This is a genomic window from Janthinobacterium sp. 17J80-10, from assembly GCF_004114795.1.
In the GTDB taxonomy this organism is placed as follows: domain Bacteria; phylum Pseudomonadota; class Gammaproteobacteria; order Burkholderiales; family Burkholderiaceae_D; genus Paucimonas.
Map to the genome: position 1 here is coordinate 623,278 of NZ_CP035311.1, position 18,484 is coordinate 641,761.

Consider the following 18,484-nt stretch of genomic DNA (forward strand, 5'->3'; position numbering starts at 1 on the left):
CACAAACGGTTGTCGGGAATGCTGGAGATAATTTCCTTGCGACATGGAAACGTAAGCAGCGGTAGAAACTGGCAGCAAGCTATATGACAATGAAAAGCGAGGCATCTCGTTTTTCCCTACTGATAGGACAAGAAAACATGACGACTCAATTCCTCGATTTCCCTAGCCTGAGCTTTGACCATGGCGAAGATATTGCTGCGTTGCGTGAGGCGGTGCAACAATTTGCGCAGGCGGAAATCGCCCCGCGCGCTGCTGAAATTGATCACAGTGACCAGTTCCCGATGGATCTCTGGAAAAAGTTTGGCGACCTGGGCTTGTTGGGCGTCACCGTAGAGGAAGAATACGGCGGCAGCGCCATGGGTTATCTGGCGCATATCATCGCCCTCGAAGAAATTTCCCGCGCGTCGGCATCGGTTGGCCTGTCGTATGGTGCGCATTCCAACCTGTGCGTCAACCAGATCCGCCGCAACGGCAGCCACGAGCAAAAACTGAAGTACTTGCCGAAGCTGGTTTCGGGCGAGCATATCGGCGCCCTGGCAATGTCAGAGCCGAATGCCGGCTCCGACGTGGTCAGCATGAAGCTGCGCGCCGACAAGAAGGGTGACCGCTATGTCTTGAATGGCAATAAGATGTGGATCACCAACGGACCGGATGCCGATGTCCTGGTGGTCTATGCCAAGACCGACCCGGCGGCAGGTCCGCGCGGTATCACGGCCTTCCTGATCGAAAAAGGTTTCAAGGGATTCTCGATTGCGCAAAAGCTCGACAAGCTGGGCATGCGCGGTTCGCACACGGGCGAACTGGTCTTCCAGGATTGCGAAGTTCCGGAAGAAAACATCATCGGCGGCTTGGGCAAGGGCGTCAACGTGCTGATGTCGGGTCTGGATTCCGAGCGTGCAGTGCTGTCGGGCGGGCCGCTGGGCATCATGCAGGCATGTATGGATGTGGCAATTCCATATATGCATGACCGCAAGCAGTTTGGCCAGGCCATTGGCGAATTCCAGCTCATGCAGGGCAAGATGGCCGACATGTATTCGACCATGATGGCGTGCAAGTCGTATGTGTATGCCGTGGGCCAGGCATGCGACCGCGCGACAACCCCGGAAGCCGTTCGCGCCCTGCGCAAGGATGCTGCCGGCGCGATCCTGTATAGTGCCGAAAAGGCGACGTGGATGGCCGGCGAGACGATTCAGACGCTGGGCGGCAATGGTTACATCAACGAGTATCCTGCCGGCCGCCTGTGGCGCGATGCTAAGTTGTATGAAATTGGCGCAGGCACGTCGGAAATCCGCCGCATGCTGATCGGCCGCGAGCTGTTTGGCGAAACCCGGTAAGCCATCCGCAATGAGCGAATCGGGGCTTGCGGAATTTCTGCAATAGCCCGCGAAGTGAATCGGGCCGCCCTTGGCGGCCTGTTTCACTTGAGATGACGGTTTGCGCAAGGCAGAGACGGCGTGGCGAGCGCTTGCAGATAATGCCGGATTGAATTTTTTTGAACTGGATGCCGGCTTAGGTTGTATAGTTGTTTTTCTGCCGGACGGGCACTGTACGGTTTTGCAATTTCGCCTCCCTTTTCACTGCCATTATGATGCTTTCACCAATTAAATCTCCCCGCAAACGCGAGGCTCTGGGCACGCGGTCGGAACGTCGTGTCAAGGAAATCCTGATGGTGGCGCGCCAGGTGTTTTCCGAACTGGGCTATGAAAAAACCACCGTGCTGGAAATTGCCCGGCGCATGGAAATTTCGGAAGCCACGGTTTTTTCCTATTTCAGCAGCAAGCGCGACCTTTGCATGCATGTCATCAAGGTCTGGTACGACGAAATTTCCGGGGCGCTGGAGCGCGAAGTTCCGCTGATCATCGGCACGCGTGCGCAATTGCATTTCATCGTCCGAAAACATCTGGCCACCCTGATGCATGAAGGTACCGGCATGTGCAAGCTGGTGCTCAGTGAAGGCCGTACCGTCGATGAAGAATTTGCCGAGATGCAAGCCGACTTGCGGCGCCGCTATACGGCACCACTCAAAAAAGTGTTGTCGACCGCACAGCGCTCCGGTGAAATTCGCCAGGACATGCCGCTGCCGCTATTGCGCGACCTTGTCTATGGCGCCACGGAGCATGTACTGTGGGATTATGTCGTGACAAACAATAAGCCTGACATCGACACGACGGCGGCACACTTGACCGACATGTTCTGGTGTGCAGTTGCGCCAGTTCCTCCCGACGTGAAAAAACTGGCGCAGTTCCATGCCGAGGTGGCCGATGCCATGCGACGGATCGACGCCCCTGCCGATGGTGCCGTCCGTATTGCCGCCAACGGGCGCTAGCACTACGCCCGGTAGCACCGCCGCTTAGCGGTTCTTGAGCTGCGCTTCCAGTTCGGCGACCCGGGCTTCCAACTCTTCCAGCTTGCTCCGGGTCTTTGCCAGGACCTGGACATGAATATCGAATTCCTCGCGAGTCACCAGGTCCAGGCGTGAAAACCCCTGGCTGAGCATGGCTTTGACATTCTTTTCTACATCCTTGACGGGCGAATTGTCGATGGCATGCTGGATCTTGGCTTGCAAATCGTCAAGAAAATTGGGCTTGTTCATGGTTACTCCTTGTTTTAGCTAAAAAAGCACTGTTTTGATGCAAGTCTGTCCAGATGCCCGTAAATGGTGCAATTCTGGTCCGGCGAACGCGATATTTTTGCCGTTTTGCAATAGTAATTTGCAAAAATGGCAATACATCTGCGCAGTAATGGGTTGGCACGGCTCCTGCTAACCAAGGTAAAGCTTACATCATCAAGCGCTTTTTACTTCACACTCACAGGGAATGACCATGAAAAAATTAATGCTCACCGCCGCCGTTCTTGCAACCTTCGCTGCGCCTGTATTTGCGGCAGAGCCAGCTTCGGACCACACTTTCACCGCCAACGTGACAGTTGCTTCGGATTATCGCTTCCGTGGCATTTCCCAGACTTTCAAGCAACCGACCGTCCAAGGCGGTTTTGACTATGCGCATTCCAGCGGCTTCTACCTCGGCAACTGGAACTCGACCATCAGCGGCTTGCAGTACAACGATACCGCCGGCATCGAAATGGACTTTTACGGCGGCTACAAGTTCGAACCGATCAAGGATGTCACTGCCGATGTCGGCGTGCTGTACTACTTCTACCCGAGCGCAAGGATTCTTGGCACCAACGAGAAGTATAACAACGCCGAAATTTATTTTGGCGGCGCGTACAAATGGTTCTCGGCCAAATACAGCTACAACATCACCGACTTCTTTGGTCTGAGCAATGCCGTCGGCGGCAATGGCGATTCCAAGGGTTCCGGTTACCTCGACCTGAACGCCAATTTCGAAATCGCTGAAAAGACCACACTGGGCTTCCACGTCGGCAAACAATGGGTCAGCAACTACGGCAACCTGAACTACGCTGACTACAAGGTCAGCCTGAGCCGTGCATTCGATTTTGGTACCCTCAGCGCCGCAATCGTCGGCACCGACACCAAGAATGGCGCCTATGCCAATGTTGTGAGCAGCTCGGGCAAGTCCAAGGATGTTACCGATACCACTTTGGTTTTGTCTATCAGCAAATCCTTCTAATTCACCACGTATGAGGTTCTCATGAAACTGATTACTGCAATCATCAAACCCTTCAAGCTTGATGAAGTGCGTGAAGCCTTGTCCGCCATTGGTGTGCAAGGCATCACCGTCACCGAAGTCAAGGGCTTCGGCCGCCAGAAGGGCCATACCGAGCTGTATCGCGGCGCCGAGTATGTGGTCGATTTCCTGCCGAAGACGAAAATCGAGGCAGCAGTGGATGATGACATCGTCGAACGCGCCATTGAGGCGATCGAGTCTTCCGCCCGCACCGGCAAGATTGGCGATGGCAAGATTTTTGTCTACGACCTGCAGCAAGTCGTGCGTATCCGTACCGGTGAAACCGGAAAAGAAGCCCTCTAAGGAGAATGTAATGAAACATTACTTTGTACGCTTCCTGGCGGCGGCCACCTTGCTGACAGCAGTCGGCCTGGCGCCTTCAGCCATGGCAGCGGAAGAAGCGGCGGCTTCGGCTGCCGCGGCAACGCCTGCTGTTACTGCGGCCGCTCCGGCTACCGCTGCCCCGGCAGCAGTGGCTCCCGCCGCTGCACCTGCCGCTGCCGCGGCAGCCCCTGCTGCTGCGGCTCCTGCCGAGCCAGCCGCGGCACCTGCAGCACCGACCGCCAACAAGGGCGATGTTGCCTGGATGTCGACGGCGACCATCCTGGTGATCATGATGTCGATCCCTGGCTTGGCATTGTTCTACGGCGGCCTGGTCCGCACCAAGAACATGCTGTCGGTGCTGATGCAAGTCTTCATGGTGTTTTCGCTGGTTGTCGTGTTGTGGTGCATTTACGGCTACTCGCTGGCATTCACCACGGGCGGCAGCTTTATCGGCTCCTTTGATCGCCTGTTCCTGAGCGGGATTACCGTGGATACCATGGCGGCGACCTTCAGCAAGGGTGTGGTGATTCCGGAATTTAGCTTCGTCGTCTTCCAGGCAACGTTTGCTGCGATCACCTGCGGCCTGATCATCGGCGCTTTTGCCGAGCGCATCAAGTTCTCCGCGCTGCTGGCATTTATCGTCCTGTGGTTCACCTTCGCCTATCTGCCGATGGCCCACATGGTCTGGTTCTGGGCGGGCCCGGATGCCTACACCGATGCTGCGGCTGCGGAAGTTGCCGGTAAGACGGCAGGCTGGCTGTTCCAGCAAGGTGCGCTCGACTTTGCCGGCGGCACCGTGGTGCACATCAATGCCGCCGTTGCCGGCCTGGTGGGTGCCTACGTGATCGGCAAGCGCATCGGCTATGGCAAGGAATCGATGGCGCCGCACTCGCTGACGATGACCATGATCGGCGCATCGCTGCTGTGGGTAGGCTGGTTCGGCTTCAACGCCGGCTCCGGTCTGGAAGCCAACGGTCTGACCGCCCTGGTGATGGTCAACACCCTGCTGGCAACCGCTGCAGCCGTGGTCACCTGGACCTTCGGCGAATGGATGGCCAAGGGCAAGCCTTCGATGCTGGGCGCCGCTTCCGGTGCTGTTGCCGGCCTGGTGGGCATTACCCCGGCAGCAGGTTTCGTCGGTGTGATGGGCGCACTGGTGATCGGCCTGCTGGCAGGCATCGTCTGCCTGTGGGGCGTGAACGGTCTGAAGCGCCTCCTCGGCGCCGATGATTCGCTCGACGTGTTCGGCGTGCATGGCGTTGGCGGCATCCTTGGCGCCATCCTGACCGGCGTGTTTGCTTCGCCCTCCCTGGGCGGAACGGGCATCTATGACTATGTCGCCAACAAGGTTGCTCCGGACTACTCGATCGCCAGCCAGGTCTGGATCCAGACCGAAGGCGTGCTGGTCACGATCGTCCTGTCCGGCGTGGTTTCCTTCATCGCCTACAAGCTGGTCGACCTCGTCATCGGCCTGCGCGTGACGGAAGAACAGGAACGCGAAGGCCTGGATATTTCCAGCCACGGCGAGCGGGCTTATCACCCCTGATGGGCATGCCAGGATTAAAGTTCCTCCGACCCAGCTGTTAGGGTTTTGCAAAGCGCCTCGTTACGAGGCGCTTTTTTTATGGCCGCTTTCTTTAAATTCCGCAATCCGGCCTCAACTACAGAGACTGCCAAAGCGACGTGGCCAGAGCAGGTGCCAATGTTGCCTCGATTACATCTTGTCGGCGCAATGTCATGAATCCCGCTAAAATCTGCATCAAGACTCAACCGTTTCTCAAAGGGTGTATATGGTTCCGCATCTGGTCACTGCCCTGAATGGGCCGCTGCTCGACCTCGAAAAGAAAATCCTGAAAGCCACGCCAGCCATCGAGCGCTGGTTCCGGCTCGAATGGCAGGAGCACACGCCACCGTTCTATTGTTCGGTCGATTTGCGCAATGCCGGCTACAAGCTGGCGCCGGTCGATACAAACCTGTTTCCTGGCGGTTTCAACAACCTGTCGCCGGAAATGCTGCCGCTGGCGGTCCAGGCAGCCATGGCCGCGATTGAAAAATATTGCCCGGATGCCAAGAATCTGTTGCTGATTCCCGAAAACCATACGCGCAATACGTTTTACCTGCAAAACGTCGCCCGGCTGATGCAGATTTTCCGCCAGACCGGCCTGAACGTGCGCCTGGGCTCGCTGAATCCGGATGTGACAGCGCCGACGCCAATCGAATTGCCGGATGGCACCGTCCTCACGCTGGAGCCGCTCGAGCGCATCCAGAATGGCCGCCGCGTCGGCCTGAAGAATTTCGACCCCTGTACGGTCTTGCTCAACAACGACCTGTCTTCAGGGATTCCGCCGATCCTGGAAAACCTTCACGAGCAAAACCTGCTGCCGCCGCTGCACGCCGGCTGGGCCGTGCGCCGCAAGAGCAACCACTTTGCCGCGTACGATGATGTAGTCAAGAAGTTCGCCAAGCTGATCGATGTCGATCCGTGGATGCTGAACCCGTATTTTGCCAAGTGCGGCCAGATCGACTTTCATGAGCGCACCGGCGAGGAATGCCTGGCCGCCAGTGTCGACAGCGTGCTGGCCAAGATCCGCAAGAAATATAAAGAATACGGCATCAAGGAAACGCCTTTCGTCATTGTCAAGGCCGATGCCGGCACGTATGGCATGGGCATCATGACGGTGCGTGACGCTTCCGAAGTCAAGGATCTGAACCGCAAGCAGCGCAACAAGATGGCGGTGGTCAAGGAAGGCCTGCAGGTTTCCGACGTCATCATCCAGGAAGGCGTGCATACGTTCGAGCATATCAATGACGCCGTGGCCGAGCCGGTGGTCTACATGATCGACCGCTATGTGGTCGGCGGCTTCTATCGCGTGCACGCCGAACGCGGCATCGATGAAAACCTCAATGCGCCGGGGGCGCACTTTGTGCCGCTGGCGTTCGCCCAGCAACATGCCTTGCCGGACCTGAAGGCCAAGCCTGGCACCACCGCCCCGAACCGCTTCTACATGTATGGCGTGGTGGCGCGTCTGGCGCTCCTGGCAGCTTCGCTGGAGATGGAAAAGACCGACCCGAACCCGGAAATTTATTAATGAAAATTGCTTTCCTCGCCGACCACCTGTCGAGTTTCAAGACGTACAAGGATTCGACCTATGCCATGATGGCCGAGGCGGCATCGCGCGGTCATGAGATCCATGCATTCGAGCAGGCCGACATGGCGCTCGAAGCCGGCAAGGTTTCGGCCAATGCAGCGCGGATTGCATTGACCGGGGATGCCGTCGACTGGTACCGGGCCGAGCCGAAAATTGCGCAGCCGCTGGCCGCCTTTGATGTGGTGGTGCTGCGCAAGGACCCGCCTTTCGACATGGAGTACGTGTACGCCACCCAGTTGCTGGAACTGGCGGAGCAGCAGGGCGCGCGCATCGTCAACCGGCCCGCTGCGGTGCGCGACCATAACGAGAAGCTGGCGATTGCGCAATTTCCGCAATTTCTCTCGCCGACGCTGGTCACCAGCGACATGGCGCGCCTGCGCGCTTTCCATGGCGAACACCAGGACATCATCCTGAAGCCGCTCGACGGCATGGGCGGCGCCGGGGTTTTCCGGGTCCGCGACGATGGCCTGAACTTGGGCGCAATTACCGAGACCCTGACCCGGCACGGTAGTGTCACCATCATGGCGCAGCGCTATATCCCCGAGATCGCCAAGGGCGACAAGCGCATCCTGCTGATTGGCGGCGCAGTGGTGCCATTCAGCCTGGCGCGCATCCCTCAGGCCGGGGAAGTGCGCGGCAACCTCGCCGCCGGCGGCACCGGTGTGGCGCAGCCATTGTCGGCGCGCGACCAGGAAATTGCCGAGGCGCTGGCGCCGGTGCTTTCACAACGGGGCTTGTTGCTGGTAGGATTGGATGTGATCGGCGATTATTTGACTGAAGTGAACGTGACCAGCCCCACCTGTTTCCAGGAAATCCGCCAGCAAACCGGATTCAATGTGGCAGGCATGTTCATCGATGCGCTGGAGCAGCGCGGCTGATGGCCGCGCCGGCGCCAGACCGCCCCCTGTCTTGACCAAACACTTATGGTAGGTATTCTTCTTCTGACGCATGCGCCGCTGGGGCAGGCATTCATTGCCGCGGCCACGCACGTGTTTCGCGCGCGCCCGGAGCGCCTGGAGGCAATTGATGTCGTGCCGGACCAGGACACGGCGGAAGTGCGGCGCCTTGCTGCCGAGGCGATCGCCCGCTTGAATGATGGCAGCGGCGTACTGGTGATCACCGATGTCATGGGGGGGACACCGTCGAACTGTACACTGCCGTTATGTGAGCCCGGCCTGGTGGAAGTCATCGCCGGCATCAGTTTGCCAATGCTGCTGCGCGCGCTGACCTATCGCAGCGATACGCTGGACGTGGTTGTGGAAATGGCATTGGCGGGGGGGCAGGGAGGCGCAGTGCGGGTGGATAATCGCGTACGGCTGTCGCCAACCTAGTGCAATTGCAGCAAAGAGTCGTTAAGGTGAGGGTGGTGCGTGCGGCCAGCTGATCGAGATGGCCGCGGTACCCGATAAATTAAAATTAGAGTCGACATGATCCAGAAAGAAATCGAAATCATCAACAAGCTCGGCCTGCACGCGCGCGCATCGGCCAAGCTGACGCAGCTGGCGGCAAAATACAAGAGCGAAGTCTGGATGAGCCGCAATGCCCGGCGCGTCAACGCCAAGTCGATCATGGGCGTGATGATGCTTGCCGCCGGCAAGGGTTCGGTGGTGACGCTGGAAACTGACGGGGCTGATGAACAGGAATGCCTCGACGCCCTGGTGGTCCTGATCAACGACAAGTTCGGGGAAGGCGAGTAGTTTAAAAATATGGCTTCGTTTACCCTCCATGGCATTCCGGTTTCGCGTGGCATCGCGATTGGCCGCGCGCATCTGCTTGCGCCGGCTGCGCTCGACGTCAAGCATTACCTGATCGCCGAGGAGCAGGTGGAAGCTGAAGTCACCCGCCTGCAGGATGCGCTGGCCACCGTGCACAAGGAATTGCAGACCATCTGGAACGAGCTGCCCAAGGATTCGCCTGCCGAACTGGGTGCCTTCCTGGATGTGCATGCGCTGATCCTGTCGGATCCGATGATTGCGGAAGTGCCGCTCAATATCATCCGCAGCCGCCATTACAACGCTGAGTGGGCGCTGGTGACGCAGATTGATGAATTGTCGGCGCAGTTCGACGAAATCGGCGATGCTTACCTGCGCGAGCGCAAGGCCGATATCCAGCAGGTCGGCGAACGCGTGCTGAAGGTCCTGACCGGCACGGCGGTGGATTTGCCCAAGCCGCAAGGCGACGAATCGGCGGCCAAGATGATCGTGGTCGCACACGACATTTCGCCTGCGGATATGCTGCATTTCAAGAATGGTGCCTTCGCCGGATTCGTTACCGACGTCGGCGGCCAGAATTCGCACACCGCCATCGTCGCCAGGAGCCTCGATATCCCTGCAGCGGTCGGCATGTTCAATGCCTCGGCGCTGATTGCGCAGGATGACTGGGTCATCGTCGATGGCGATGCCGGCGTGGTCATCGTCGATCCGCCGCAGGTGGTGCTGGACCAGTACCGCGACCGCCAGACCAAGCTGCTGCGCGAGCGCAAGAAGCTCAGCAAGCTGAAAAAGACGCCGGCGGTCACCCGCGATGGCACCGAGATTACCTTGTTGGCCAATATCGAGTTGCCCGACGATTGTGCCGCCGCCATGGAAGCGGGCGCGTCCGGTATTGGCCTGTTTCGATCCGAATTCCTGTTCATGGGACGCTCCGCGTTCGTCACCAAGCTGCCGAGCGAGGATGAGCAATACGAATCCTATCGCAAGGCCGTGTCGATCATGAAGGGGCGGCCGGTGACCATCCGCACGCTCGACATCGGCGCCGACAAGCCGCTCGATGCCGCCGAGCAGACTGCGTTGAATCCGGCGCTGGGCTTGCGCGCGATCCGCTATTGCCTGGCCGAGCCGCAAATTTTCCTGATGCAGTTGCGCGCCATCCTGCGCGCCTCGGCCCATGGCCCGGTCAAGATTCTCGTGCCGATGCTTGCGCATGCCTTCGAGATTGACCAGACCCTGGCCATGATCGCCCAGGCCAAGCAGCAGTTGCGCGACGCCGGCAAGAAATTTGATGAAGCTATCGAAGTCGGCGCCATGATCGAGATCCCGGCCGCTGCCCTGGCGCTGCCGATGTTCATCAAGCGCATGGATTTCCTGTCCATCGGCACCAATGACCTGATCCAGTACACCCTGGCGATCGACCGTGTCGACCATGAAGTCGCGCACCTGTACAACCCGCTGCATCCTGCCGTGCTGTATCTGCTGTCGTCCATTATCGCCGCCGGCGCCCGCGAAGGCATTCCGGTGGCTGTGTGCGGCGAAATGGCCGGCGACACCAAGCTGACGCGCCTCTTGCTCGGCATGGGCTTGCGTGAATTCTCCATGCATCCCACCCAGCTGTTGCCGGTCAAAAATGAAATCCTCAACAGCGACCTGACGATCCTCGGCATGCAAACCCGCCGCATCCTGCGCACGACCGACCCGGTGGCGATCACCGAGGCGGTAGCGCAACTGGGCACGCTTTAGGCTTAACTGACTGCCGCATTCCTCTGCGGCAGTTTTCGTGGAGCTGTATGACGGCACAATAAAAATGGCAATTTGGCAATTCAGTGTTGCAAATGTGCTATTTTCACGTTTTGTCGCCACTAGGCTTGCCGCCCTCCATGCCCACAATTTACGCATTAAAGCCAAAATTCCAGCAAATTCTGCGTCCGCTGACTAGCTGGCTGTATCGGCTGGGCATCAGTGCCAATGGCGTGACGGTCTTTGCATGTACTGCTTCCGCAGCCTACGGTGCCTGGATGGCGCTGCTGCCTGGCAGCCGCTGGCCTTTCCTCGCGCTGCCGCTGTTCATGCTGGTGCGCATGGCACTGAACGCCATCGATGGCATGCTGGCGCGGGAATTCGGACAGCAAAGCCGACTGGGCGCAATCCTTAACGAGACCGGCGACGTTGTTGCGGATACGTGCCTGTTTGCACCGTTCGCCTTGCTTGCAGGCGTAAATTCAGGCATAGTGGCGTTAGTTGTATTTTTGTCAATTTTAACGGAATTCATTGGCGTGCTGGGCCAGGTCACTGGCGGCGGTCGCCGCTACGACGGTCCGCTGGGTAAGAGCGACCGCGCGTTTCTGTTTGGCGCCTTGGGCTTGCTGATCGGCGCCGGGGCGCCGGCTCTGTCATTCCTGAATCCGGTATTGGTGCTTGCCGCTGTGCTGCTGGCCTGGACCTGTATCAACCGCGTGCGCCAGGCACTGCGACACGCGCCATCCTGAAGGGGAAACACAAGCCATGTTGAACCTGCTGCAACTTGCTTTTGGCGGCATCGTCGCCGTTTTGCTGATGGCCTCATTCGTTACCTTTGCGCTGATCCGCACGAATCCGGGGAAAAATTACATCGAACTCAAGCTGCGCATCCAGACCTGGTGGTGGCTGGTGGCGATCCTGTTTCTTGCCCTGACCTTCAATCGCACGGTCGCGGTCGTGCTGATGGCAATTGCCAGCTTCATGGCCTTCAAGGAATTCCTCTCGATCGCACCGACCCGGCGCGCCGACAGCAGCGTGCTGTTGCTGGCATACCTGTCGATCCCGCTGCAGTACCTGTGGGTCGGCATGGCCTGGTATGGCATGTTCATCATCTTCATTCCCGTGTATGTCTTTTTGCTGCTGCCCATGCGCATGGTGATGATCGGCGAGACCCAGGGATATTTGCGTGCTGCGGGCACGATCCAGTGGGGCTTGATGACCACGGTCTTCAGTCTGAGCCATATGGCTTACCTGCTGGAGTTGCCGCAACGGCAGGGCACGCATGGCATGATCAGCGGCGAGATGCTGGTGTTTTACCTGCTGCTGCTTACGCAAGGCAACGACATCGCACAATACTTGTGGGGCAAGATGCTGGGCAAGAACAAGGTCATTCCCAAGGTCAGTCCCAACAAGACGGCAGAAGGCTTACTGGGCGGGATGTTTACCACGACTGTCCTCGCCTGGGCGCTGGCGCCCTGGTTTACCCCGATGAGCCCGCTGCATGCGCTATTGTCCGGCGTACTGATTAGCCTGTTCGGCTTCATCGGCGACGTGGTGATTTCCGCGGTCAAGCGCGACATCGGCATCAAGGACGCCGGCAGCTTGCTGCCTGGGCACGGCGGCATACTCGACCGTCTCGATTCCCTGACCTACACCGCGCCGCTGTTTTTTCACTTCATTTATTACCTGTACTACTAAGCATGGGTAACCTGTTCCGTGCCGGCTTGCGCATGCTGTTTGCAGTATGTATCGCCTATCCTGTGGTGCTGCTGTGGCTGGGCATTAACGTGCGCCACCGCGAGCGCCTGCCCTTGAAGGGGCCGGCCATTGTCGCCGCCAACCATAACAGCCACCTCGATATCCTGACCTTGCTATCGCTGTTTCCCTTGCTGGCCATACCGCGCGTGCAGCCGGCGGCAGCGGCCGATTATTTTTTCAAGAACCGCTGGCTGAAATGGTTTTCCCTCAACGTGGTCGGCATCATTCCAGTGGTGCGTGGCGGCGGCGTGACGGGCGATCCGCTGGAAGCCTGCTACCGCGCGCTGGAAGCAGGCAAGGTCCTGGTAATTTTCCCGGAAGGCACGCGTGGTGAGCCGGAGCAGATGGCGGAGCTGAAGTCCGGCATCTGGTATCTCTCCAAGCGCTTTCCGCAGGCGCCAGTTGTGCCGGTGTACATGCACGGCCTGGGAAAATCGATGCCGAAGGGGAGCTGGATTCCCGTGCCGTTTTTCGTCAGTGTCGCCGTCGGCCGCCACCTGCACTGGAACGAAGGCAAGGATGTCTTCATGGCGTCCTTGCGTGAGCGCTTGCAGCAATTAAAACAAAAAACCCACGTCATTTGCGAGGAACCATGACCACATCCCCCCCGAACGTCCGTGCATGTCAGGAAAGCCATTTCACCTCCTTTGACGCCACCCCTCTGTTCTATCGCCACTGGCCGGCGCGCGGCAATGCTGGAGAAAAAAAGGCCGTCGTGCTGTTCCATCGCGGCCATGAGCATGGCGCGCGCATGGCGCATCTGGTCGATGAGCTGGATCTGCCCGATTGCGCCTTCTTCGCCTGGGACGCGCGCGGCCTGGGGCGCTCCCCCGGCGAGCGCGGCTATGCCGACAACTTCGGCGCGCTGGTCAAGGATGTCGATGCTTTCGTGCGCCATATCGCCCGCGCCTATGACATCCCGGTGGAAAACATCACAGTGGTTGCGCAAAGCGTCGGCGCGGTGGTGGTGTCGGCCTGGGTGCACGATTACGCGCCAAAGATTCGCGGCATGGTGCTGGCCTCGCCGGCGTTCAAGGTCAAGCTGTACGTACCTTTCGCGCGGCAGGGACTGGCGTTGCTGCAGAAATTCCGCAAGAAGTTCTTCGTCAATTCCTACGTCAAGGCGAAGTTCCTCACGCATGACCCCGCGCGCATCGCTTCCTACAACAGCGATCCGCTGATCACGCGGCCGATTGCCGTCAATATCCTGCTGGGACTCTACGATACCGCCGAGCGCGTGATCGCCGATGCCGGGGCGATCCATGTGCCGACCCAGCTGCTGATTTCCGGCGCCGACTGGGTGGTGCACCACAAGCCGCAGCACACGTTCTTTGAGCGTCTGGGCAGCACGGTCAAGGAGTGCCACGTGCTTGACGGCTTTTTCCATGACACCCTGGGCGAGAAGGACCGGCATCTTGCGGTTGCCAAGGCGCGCGACTTCGTCCAGCGCTTGTATGCCGCGCCACATGCCATGCCGCATCTTGGCGACGCCGATCGCAGCGGCCCTGCCAAAGAATTGCACAAGCGCCTGATTAATCCGCCATCGTCGCTGGCAGCCCGTGCCTATTGGGCCATGTCTCGCTTCTGGATCGGTGTGGGCGGCAAGCTTTCCACCGGCATGGGCGTGAGCGTGGCCACCGGCTTCGATTCCGGCAGCACGCTCGATTATGTCTATCGCAACCGCAGTCAGGGCCTAACACCCATCGGCAAGCTCATCGACCGCATCTATCTCGACAGTATCGGATGGCGCGGCATCCGCATCCGCAAGCAGCATCTGGAACTGGTGATCGGCAAGGCAATCGAGGCGCTGAAAGCCAATGGCAAGCCGGTGGCCATCACCGACATTGCTGCCGGCCATGGCCGCTATATCCTCGAGGCGCTGAGCGACCGGCCCCAGCAGGTCGACAGCATCCTGCTGCGCGATTACAGTGACATCAATGTCGATGCCGGCCGCCGCCTGATCGCCGAAAAAGGCTTGCAGCAGTGCGCGCAATTCCAGCAGGGCGACGCTTTCGACCGCCAGTCGCTGGCGGCAATTACCCCGCGGCCGACGCTGGCGGTGGTGTCGGGGCTGTACGAACTCTTCCCCAGCAATGACCTGATCCGTGCCTCGCTGGCCGGCCTGGCCGACACTACCGATGCCGGCAGTTACCTGGTCTATACCAACCAGCCCTGGCATCCGCAGCTGGAGCTGATCGCGCGCTCGCTGACAAGTCATCGCCAAGGCGAGCCCTGGGTCATGCGTTGCCGTACCCAGGCCGAGATGGACCAGCTGGTGGAACAGGCCGGCTTTGAAAAGCTCGATCAGTACACTGACGAGTGGGGCATATTTACTGTGTCATTGGCGCGCAAGAAAGCGGCTTGATGACGTCGCTTGCAAATGGCGCAGGCAGCACCGCCACTGCCGAGGCCGGCGCCACTGCCGAGGCCAGCGCGGTGGCGCCGGCCTCGGCAGTGGCGCGCCCCTGGCGGCGTGCGTTGGCCTGGCTGGCGTTTCTCGGGCCTTTCTTTTTTATTAGCTATGGCTTCGCCAACTGGTGGGCCGGCCAGCTGGCGCAGGTGGAATCGGTGGTATTCGGCTGGGAGCTGCATATCCCATTCCTCGATTGGACCATCCTGCCCTACATGTCCATCGATGCCTTTTATGCGGTCTCGCTGTTCGTGTGCGCCACCCGCGCCGAACTGGATGCCCATGCGCGGCGCCTGTTTGCCGCCACCCTGATTTCAGTTGCCTGCTTTTTGCTGTTTCCCTTGCAATTCAGCTTCGCGCGGCCCGAGACCAGCGGCTTCAACGGCATGCTGTTTGATATCCTGACCGGCTTCGACAAGCCCTTCAACCAGGCGCCGTCGCTGCACATCAGCCTGCTCTTATTGCTATGGGTGGTCTATGCGCGCCACCTGCGCGGCGCAGTCTTGTGGCTCTTGCATGTCTGGTTCGCACTGATTGGCATTTCCGTGTTTACCACCTTCCAGCATCACGTCATCGACGGCTTTACCGGTTTTGCGGTTGGCGTCATCTGCCTGTACCTGTTTCCCGATGCGCCGCTGGCATGGTCGCGTCATGGCAGCGAGGACGCGGGCGTGCGCCGCCGGCTACAGCGTTATTACCTGACCGGCGCCGCGCTATGCCTGGCGCTGGCGTATGGCTTGCGCGGATGGGCTTGGCTGCTGCTGTGGCCGGGCGCAGCACTATTTCTGGTGGGCCTGGCCTACGTGCATTTCGGTCCTGCAGTCTTTCAGAAGCGCGACGGCTGCCAGAGCCGGGCTGCGCGTATTTTGCTGGCGCCGTACCGGGTTGGCGCCTGGCTGTCGTCGCGGTGGTTCACGCGCGCCGGTGCGCCGAGCGCCGAAGTGGCGCCCGGCATCTGGATCGGCCGTGCACCGGGCGGGGCCGACTGGCGGCATTTCCAGCCGGCCGGTATGCTCGACCTCACAGCGGAATTTCATGCCGGCGCCAATGCCGCGCGCCTGCATCATCGCAACGTGCCGATGCTGGACCTGGTGGCGCCCACGCAAAGCGAGTTGCGCCGTGCGGTGGCCGCGCTCGACGAGCTGCATGCGCGCAATGCACCCGTGCTGGTGCATTGCGCGCTGGGCTATTCGCGCAGCGCGTTGGTCGTCGCCGCCTGGTTGCTGCGGCGCAATCTGGTGCAATCGCCAGCGCAGGCTATCGCCAGAGTGCGCGCGACACGGCCGCAGATCGTTTTGAATCCGGCGTTCGAGCAGGCGCTGGCGGAGTTCGCCCGTGGATGATGCGGGCGCACGCGAAGCAGCGACTCTGACGGCATCCGCATCGCAGGTGCCGGACGAAACGGTGAGTGCCGGCGTGCTGAGCGCTTTTCTGCGAGCCGGCAGGGTGGTCGATCATGCATCTTCGCTATTGTTGCTGGCATTGACGCTGTTGTCTTTGGCGCAACCGGTCGGCACTGTGCATCTGGCCTTCCTGGGAATTGCGCTGGCACTTGCCATGGCCGAAAAATACTATGCCTGGCGTGTTGCCCTGGATGACCGGCTGTTTGAGGTTTTGCTGCGTCATGCGGGGCAGGCGCAGCAATTCGATGCCGCGCTGGCGCACATGCTAGGCCGGCAGGCGCCGGTTGGCGGGCGTTCCCTGCAGGGGCGCTGTCAGGGCGCGCGCCGCCTGCTGCTGCGCCAAGCGCTGTGCCTGGGTGGGCAAGTGGTCGCGACTGCAGTCATCTTTCTGCTGCAAATCGCAAAAATGATGCCGCCGGCTTGACAGTGTGGTTTGACGGCAGCAGCCGACTTGGTTATTCTTACGAGGTGGCGCCGATTTGATATCAGCTTGCGGGCGCATGATAAATACGGCTAAAGCGTGCTTGGTACAAGTTCGAATTTAGCCCGACGCGCATGGCGCTTTCGGGCTTTTTTATTATCTAAAAATGACATCCATCGGAATCGTCTCGCCGCAGTCGATGCAGTTCAGTGAGCCGCTGCCGCTTCAGGGGGGCTCGTCGCTCTCCGGCTATACGCTGGTGTATGAAACCTACGGCAAGCTCAATGCCGACCGGTCCAATGCCGTGCTGGTTTGCCATGCCCTGAATGCCTCGCACCACGTGGCGGGTTATTACCTGAACGACAAGGGCGAAAAGGTCATTGGCTGGTGGGACAACATGGTCGGCCCCGGCAAGCCGCTTGACACCGACAAGTTCTTTGTCATCGGCGTCAACAACCTCGGTTCCTGTTTCGGCTCGACCGGCCCCATGCACATCAATCCGTCCACCGGCAAGCCTTATGGCGCCAGCTTTCCCGTCGTGACGGTGGAAGACTGGGTCGATGCCCAGGCACGCCTGGCCGATGCGCTCGGCATCGAGCAGTTCGCAGCCGTCATGGGCGGCTCGCTGGGCGGCATGCAGGCGCTGGCCTGGAGCCTGCGCTACCCCAAGCGCGTGCGCCATTGCGTGGTGATCGCCTCGACGCCGAAGCTGTCGGCGCAGAACATCGCCTTCAACGATGTCGCGCGCCAGGCAATCCTGACCGATCCCGATTTCCACGGCGGCGACTTCTATGCGCACGGCGTGGTCCCCAAGCGCGGCTTGCGGGTGGCGCGCATGATCGGCCACATTACCTACCTGTCAGACGACGACATGGCGGAAAAATTCGGCCGTGACCTGCGCTCGGACAAATACCAGTTCGATTTCGGCATCGATTTCGAGATCGAATCCTACCTGCGCTACCAGGGCGACAAGTTTTCCGAATACTTCGACGCCAATACTTACCTGTTGATCACCAAGGCGCTGGATTACTTCGATCCCGCGCGCGAATTCGATGGCGACCTGGCGCGCACGCTGGCCTCTACCCAAGCACAGTTCCTGCTGGTGTCGTTCACCACGGACTGGCGTTTTTCACCGGCACGCAGCCGCGAGATGGTGCGGGCCCTGGTCAACAACAAGCGCCGGGTTTCCTATGCCGAGATCGATGCGCCGCACGGCCACGACGCCTTCCTGCTGGAAGACGCACGCTACCTGCGCACGGTGCATACGTATTACGACAGGGTGTGGCAGGAAATCGCCGCCGGAGGTGCCGCATGAATTTTGATGAATTGCGCCGCGAGCGCCCCGACCTGGCCTTCATCGCCCACTGGGTGGCGCCGGCCTCGCATGTACTCGACCTGGGTTGCGGCGATGGCGTCATGCTCGACCATTTGCGCAGCGATAAGGGTTGCAACGGCTATGGCATCGAAATCGATGACGACAAGATCCCGGTCTGTATCGCCCGCGGCGTCTCGGTGATCCAGCAAGACCTTGAAGCGGGTCTGGCCATGTTCGATGACAACGCTTTCGACGTGGTGCTGTGCCTGTCGGCGTTGCAAATGATGAAGGATGTCGAGGGCGTGCTGCGCGAAATTACCCGCGTCGGCCGCGAAGCTATCGTGTCCTTTCCCAACTTCGCCCATTGGCCGCACCGCCTGTCCCTGATCCGCGGCCGCATGCCGGTATCGAAGTCGCTGCCGTACGAATGGTATGACACGCCCAATATGCGGTTTGCCACGATCGGCGATTTTGCGGAACTTGCCAACAAGGTGGGGCTCGAAGTGCTTGAATTTATCGCGTTGCATGAAGGTAAGCCTATTGCCTTTTTGCCAAACTGGCGCGGCAGCCTGGCGGTATTCCGCCTGCGTAAAAAGAACGATTAA

General features: G+C 59.7%; 19 protein-coding genes. 18 read left to right on the forward strand and 1 reads right to left on the reverse strand.

What is annotated here, in order from left to right:
* Window positions 1-137: 137 nt before the first annotated feature.
* Both EKL02_RS02670 and EKL02_RS02675 read left to right on the forward strand, forming a co-directional pair.
* Window positions 138-1,334 carry an isovaleryl-CoA dehydrogenase gene (locus tag EKL02_RS02670; protein ID WP_128900595.1) on the forward strand — a complete coding sequence of 399 codons (1,197 nt, stop codon included), beginning with the start codon at window positions 138-140 and terminating at the stop codon, window positions 1,332-1,334.
* A 251-nt stretch (window positions 1,335-1,585) separates the two neighbouring features.
* The gene (locus EKL02_RS02675; RefSeq protein ID WP_241687768.1) at window positions 1,586-2,326 is read left to right on the forward strand and encodes a TetR/AcrR family transcriptional regulator; all 741 of its coding nucleotides are present in this window, start codon (window positions 1,586-1,588) and stop codon (window positions 2,324-2,326) included.
* Between the two features lie 24 nt (window positions 2,327-2,350).
* Here the strand turns inward: EKL02_RS02675 and EKL02_RS02680 are convergent, their stop codons facing one another.
* Window positions 2,351-2,593: an accessory factor UbiK family protein gene (locus EKL02_RS02680; protein ID WP_128900597.1), complete on the reverse strand. Its 243-nt coding sequence runs from the start codon at window positions 2,591-2,593 to the stop codon at window positions 2,351-2,353.
* A 229-nt stretch (window positions 2,594-2,822) separates the two neighbouring features.
* Here EKL02_RS02680 and EKL02_RS02685 point away from each other — a divergent pair, with 229 nt between their 5' ends.
* The 16 genes from EKL02_RS02685 to metW all read left to right on the forward strand — a co-directional run bounded on the left by EKL02_RS02685 (window position 2,823) and on the right by metW (window position 18,484).
* Window positions 2,823-3,590, forward strand: a complete 768-nt coding sequence (locus tag EKL02_RS02685; RefSeq protein ID WP_128900598.1) for a TorF family putative porin — start codon at window positions 2,823-2,825, stop codon at window positions 3,588-3,590.
* A gap of 21 nt (window positions 3,591-3,611) precedes the next feature.
* Window positions 3,612-3,950, forward strand: a complete 339-nt coding sequence (glnK, locus tag EKL02_RS02690; protein WP_128900599.1) for a P-II family nitrogen regulator — start codon at window positions 3,612-3,614, stop codon at window positions 3,948-3,950.
* A 10-nt stretch (window positions 3,951-3,960) separates the two neighbouring features.
* The gene (amt, locus tag EKL02_RS02695; RefSeq protein ID WP_128900600.1) at window positions 3,961-5,517 is read left to right on the forward strand and encodes an ammonium transporter; all 1,557 of its coding nucleotides are present in this window, start codon (window positions 3,961-3,963) and stop codon (window positions 5,515-5,517) included.
* Between the two features lie 244 nt (window positions 5,518-5,761).
* Window positions 5,762-7,060: a glutamate--cysteine ligase gene (gene gshA, locus EKL02_RS02700; protein ID WP_128900601.1), complete on the forward strand. Its 1,299-nt coding sequence runs from the start codon at window positions 5,762-5,764 to the stop codon at window positions 7,058-7,060.
* Window positions 7,060-7,998 (forward strand): glutathione synthase, encoded by a 939-nt coding sequence (gshB, locus tag EKL02_RS02705; protein WP_128900602.1) that lies wholly within the window; start codon window positions 7,060-7,062, stop codon window positions 7,996-7,998. Before gshA ends, gshB begins: the two co-directional genes overlap by 1 nt.
* Window positions 7,999-8,043: 45 nt before the next feature.
* Window positions 8,044-8,451 (forward strand): PTS fructose transporter subunit IIA, encoded by a 408-nt coding sequence (locus tag EKL02_RS02710; RefSeq protein ID WP_128900603.1) that lies wholly within the window; start codon window positions 8,044-8,046, stop codon window positions 8,449-8,451.
* 96 nt (window positions 8,452-8,547) lie between these two features.
* On the forward strand, window positions 8,548-8,817 hold the full coding sequence (locus tag EKL02_RS02715; protein ID WP_128900604.1) for an HPr family phosphocarrier protein: 270 nt from the start codon (window positions 8,548-8,550) through the stop codon (window positions 8,815-8,817).
* Between the two features lie 9 nt (window positions 8,818-8,826).
* The gene (gene ptsP, locus EKL02_RS02720; RefSeq protein WP_128900605.1) at window positions 8,827-10,575 is read left to right on the forward strand and encodes a phosphoenolpyruvate--protein phosphotransferase; all 1,749 of its coding nucleotides are present in this window, start codon (window positions 8,827-8,829) and stop codon (window positions 10,573-10,575) included.
* A 137-nt stretch (window positions 10,576-10,712) separates the two neighbouring features.
* Window positions 10,713-11,321: a CDP-alcohol phosphatidyltransferase family protein gene (locus EKL02_RS02725; protein ID WP_128900606.1), complete on the forward strand. Its 609-nt coding sequence runs from the start codon at window positions 10,713-10,715 to the stop codon at window positions 11,319-11,321.
* Window positions 11,322-11,337: 16 nt separating this feature from the next.
* Window positions 11,338-12,270 carry a phosphatidate cytidylyltransferase gene (locus tag EKL02_RS02730; protein WP_128900607.1) on the forward strand — a complete coding sequence of 311 codons (933 nt, stop codon included), beginning with the start codon at window positions 11,338-11,340 and terminating at the stop codon, window positions 12,268-12,270.
* Window positions 12,271-12,272: 2 nt separating this feature from the next.
* Window positions 12,273-12,926 (forward strand): lysophospholipid acyltransferase family protein, encoded by a 654-nt coding sequence (locus EKL02_RS02735; protein WP_128900608.1) that lies wholly within the window; start codon window positions 12,273-12,275, stop codon window positions 12,924-12,926.
* Entirely contained in the window at window positions 12,923-14,695 is a 1,773-nt protein-coding gene (locus tag EKL02_RS02740; RefSeq protein WP_128900609.1) for a bifunctional alpha/beta hydrolase/class I SAM-dependent methyltransferase, read from the forward strand. The genes EKL02_RS02735 and EKL02_RS02740 overlap by 4 nt, the downstream gene beginning before the upstream one ends.
* Window positions 14,695-16,083 carry a phosphatase PAP2/dual specificity phosphatase family protein gene (locus EKL02_RS02745; RefSeq protein WP_128900610.1) on the forward strand — a complete coding sequence of 463 codons (1,389 nt, stop codon included), beginning with the start codon at window positions 14,695-14,697 and terminating at the stop codon, window positions 16,081-16,083. The genes EKL02_RS02740 and EKL02_RS02745 overlap by 1 nt, the downstream gene beginning before the upstream one ends.
* Window positions 16,076-16,567 carry a hypothetical protein gene (locus EKL02_RS02750; RefSeq protein ID WP_128900611.1) on the forward strand — a complete coding sequence of 164 codons (492 nt, stop codon included), beginning with the start codon at window positions 16,076-16,078 and terminating at the stop codon, window positions 16,565-16,567. The genes EKL02_RS02745 and EKL02_RS02750 overlap by 8 nt, the downstream gene beginning before the upstream one ends.
* 163 nt (window positions 16,568-16,730) lie before the next feature.
* Window positions 16,731-17,879 (forward strand): homoserine O-acetyltransferase, encoded by a 1,149-nt coding sequence (locus EKL02_RS02755; RefSeq protein ID WP_128900612.1) that lies wholly within the window; start codon window positions 16,731-16,733, stop codon window positions 17,877-17,879.
* Window positions 17,876-18,484, forward strand: a complete 609-nt coding sequence (gene metW, locus EKL02_RS02760; protein ID WP_128900613.1) for a methionine biosynthesis protein MetW — start codon at window positions 17,876-17,878, stop codon at window positions 18,482-18,484. Before EKL02_RS02755 ends, metW begins: the two co-directional genes overlap by 4 nt.

What these genes read in the sequence shown, in the direction of transcription:
- EKL02_RS02725 (WP_128900606.1), top strand. Translation starts at nt 10,713, where the DNA reads ATGCCCACAATTTACGCATTAAAGCCAAAATTCCAGCAAATTCTGCGT.
- EKL02_RS02745 (WP_128900610.1), top strand. Translation starts at nt 14,695, where the DNA reads ATGACGTCGCTTGCAAATGGCGCAGGCAGCACCGCCACTGCCGAGGCC.
- EKL02_RS02715 (WP_128900604.1), top strand. Translation starts at nt 8,548, where the DNA reads ATGATCCAGAAAGAAATCGAAATCATCAACAAGCTCGGCCTGCACGCG.
- ptsP (WP_128900605.1), top strand. Translation starts at nt 8,827, where the DNA reads ATGGCTTCGTTTACCCTCCATGGCATTCCGGTTTCGCGTGGCATCGCG.
- EKL02_RS02710 (WP_128900603.1), top strand. Translation starts at nt 8,044, where the DNA reads ATGGTAGGTATTCTTCTTCTGACGCATGCGCCGCTGGGGCAGGCATTC.
- gshB (WP_128900602.1), top strand. Translation starts at nt 7,060, where the DNA reads ATGAAAATTGCTTTCCTCGCCGACCACCTGTCGAGTTTCAAGACGTAC.
- EKL02_RS02730 (WP_128900607.1), top strand. Translation starts at nt 11,338, where the DNA reads ATGTTGAACCTGCTGCAACTTGCTTTTGGCGGCATCGTCGCCGTTTTG.
- EKL02_RS02685 (WP_128900598.1), top strand. Translation starts at nt 2,823, where the DNA reads ATGAAAAAATTAATGCTCACCGCCGCCGTTCTTGCAACCTTCGCTGCG.
- metW (WP_128900613.1), top strand. Translation starts at nt 17,876, where the DNA reads ATGAATTTTGATGAATTGCGCCGCGAGCGCCCCGACCTGGCCTTCATC.
- EKL02_RS02675 (WP_241687768.1), top strand. Translation starts at nt 1,586, where the DNA reads ATGATGCTTTCACCAATTAAATCTCCCCGCAAACGCGAGGCTCTGGGC.
- EKL02_RS02670 (WP_128900595.1), top strand. Translation starts at nt 138, where the DNA reads ATGACGACTCAATTCCTCGATTTCCCTAGCCTGAGCTTTGACCATGGC.
- EKL02_RS02755 (WP_128900612.1), top strand. Translation starts at nt 16,731, where the DNA reads ATGACATCCATCGGAATCGTCTCGCCGCAGTCGATGCAGTTCAGTGAG.
- glnK (WP_128900599.1), top strand. Translation starts at nt 3,612, where the DNA reads ATGAAACTGATTACTGCAATCATCAAACCCTTCAAGCTTGATGAAGTG.
- EKL02_RS02740 (WP_128900609.1), top strand. Translation starts at nt 12,923, where the DNA reads ATGACCACATCCCCCCCGAACGTCCGTGCATGTCAGGAAAGCCATTTC.
- EKL02_RS02735 (WP_128900608.1), top strand. Translation starts at nt 12,273, where the DNA reads ATGGGTAACCTGTTCCGTGCCGGCTTGCGCATGCTGTTTGCAGTATGT.
- gshA (WP_128900601.1), top strand. Translation starts at nt 5,762, where the DNA reads ATGGTTCCGCATCTGGTCACTGCCCTGAATGGGCCGCTGCTCGACCTC.
- EKL02_RS02680 (WP_128900597.1), bottom strand. Translation starts at nt 2,593, where the DNA reads ATGAACAAGCCCAATTTTCTTGACGATTTGCAAGCCAAGATCCAGCAT.
- amt (WP_128900600.1), top strand. Translation starts at nt 3,961, where the DNA reads ATGAAACATTACTTTGTACGCTTCCTGGCGGCGGCCACCTTGCTGACA.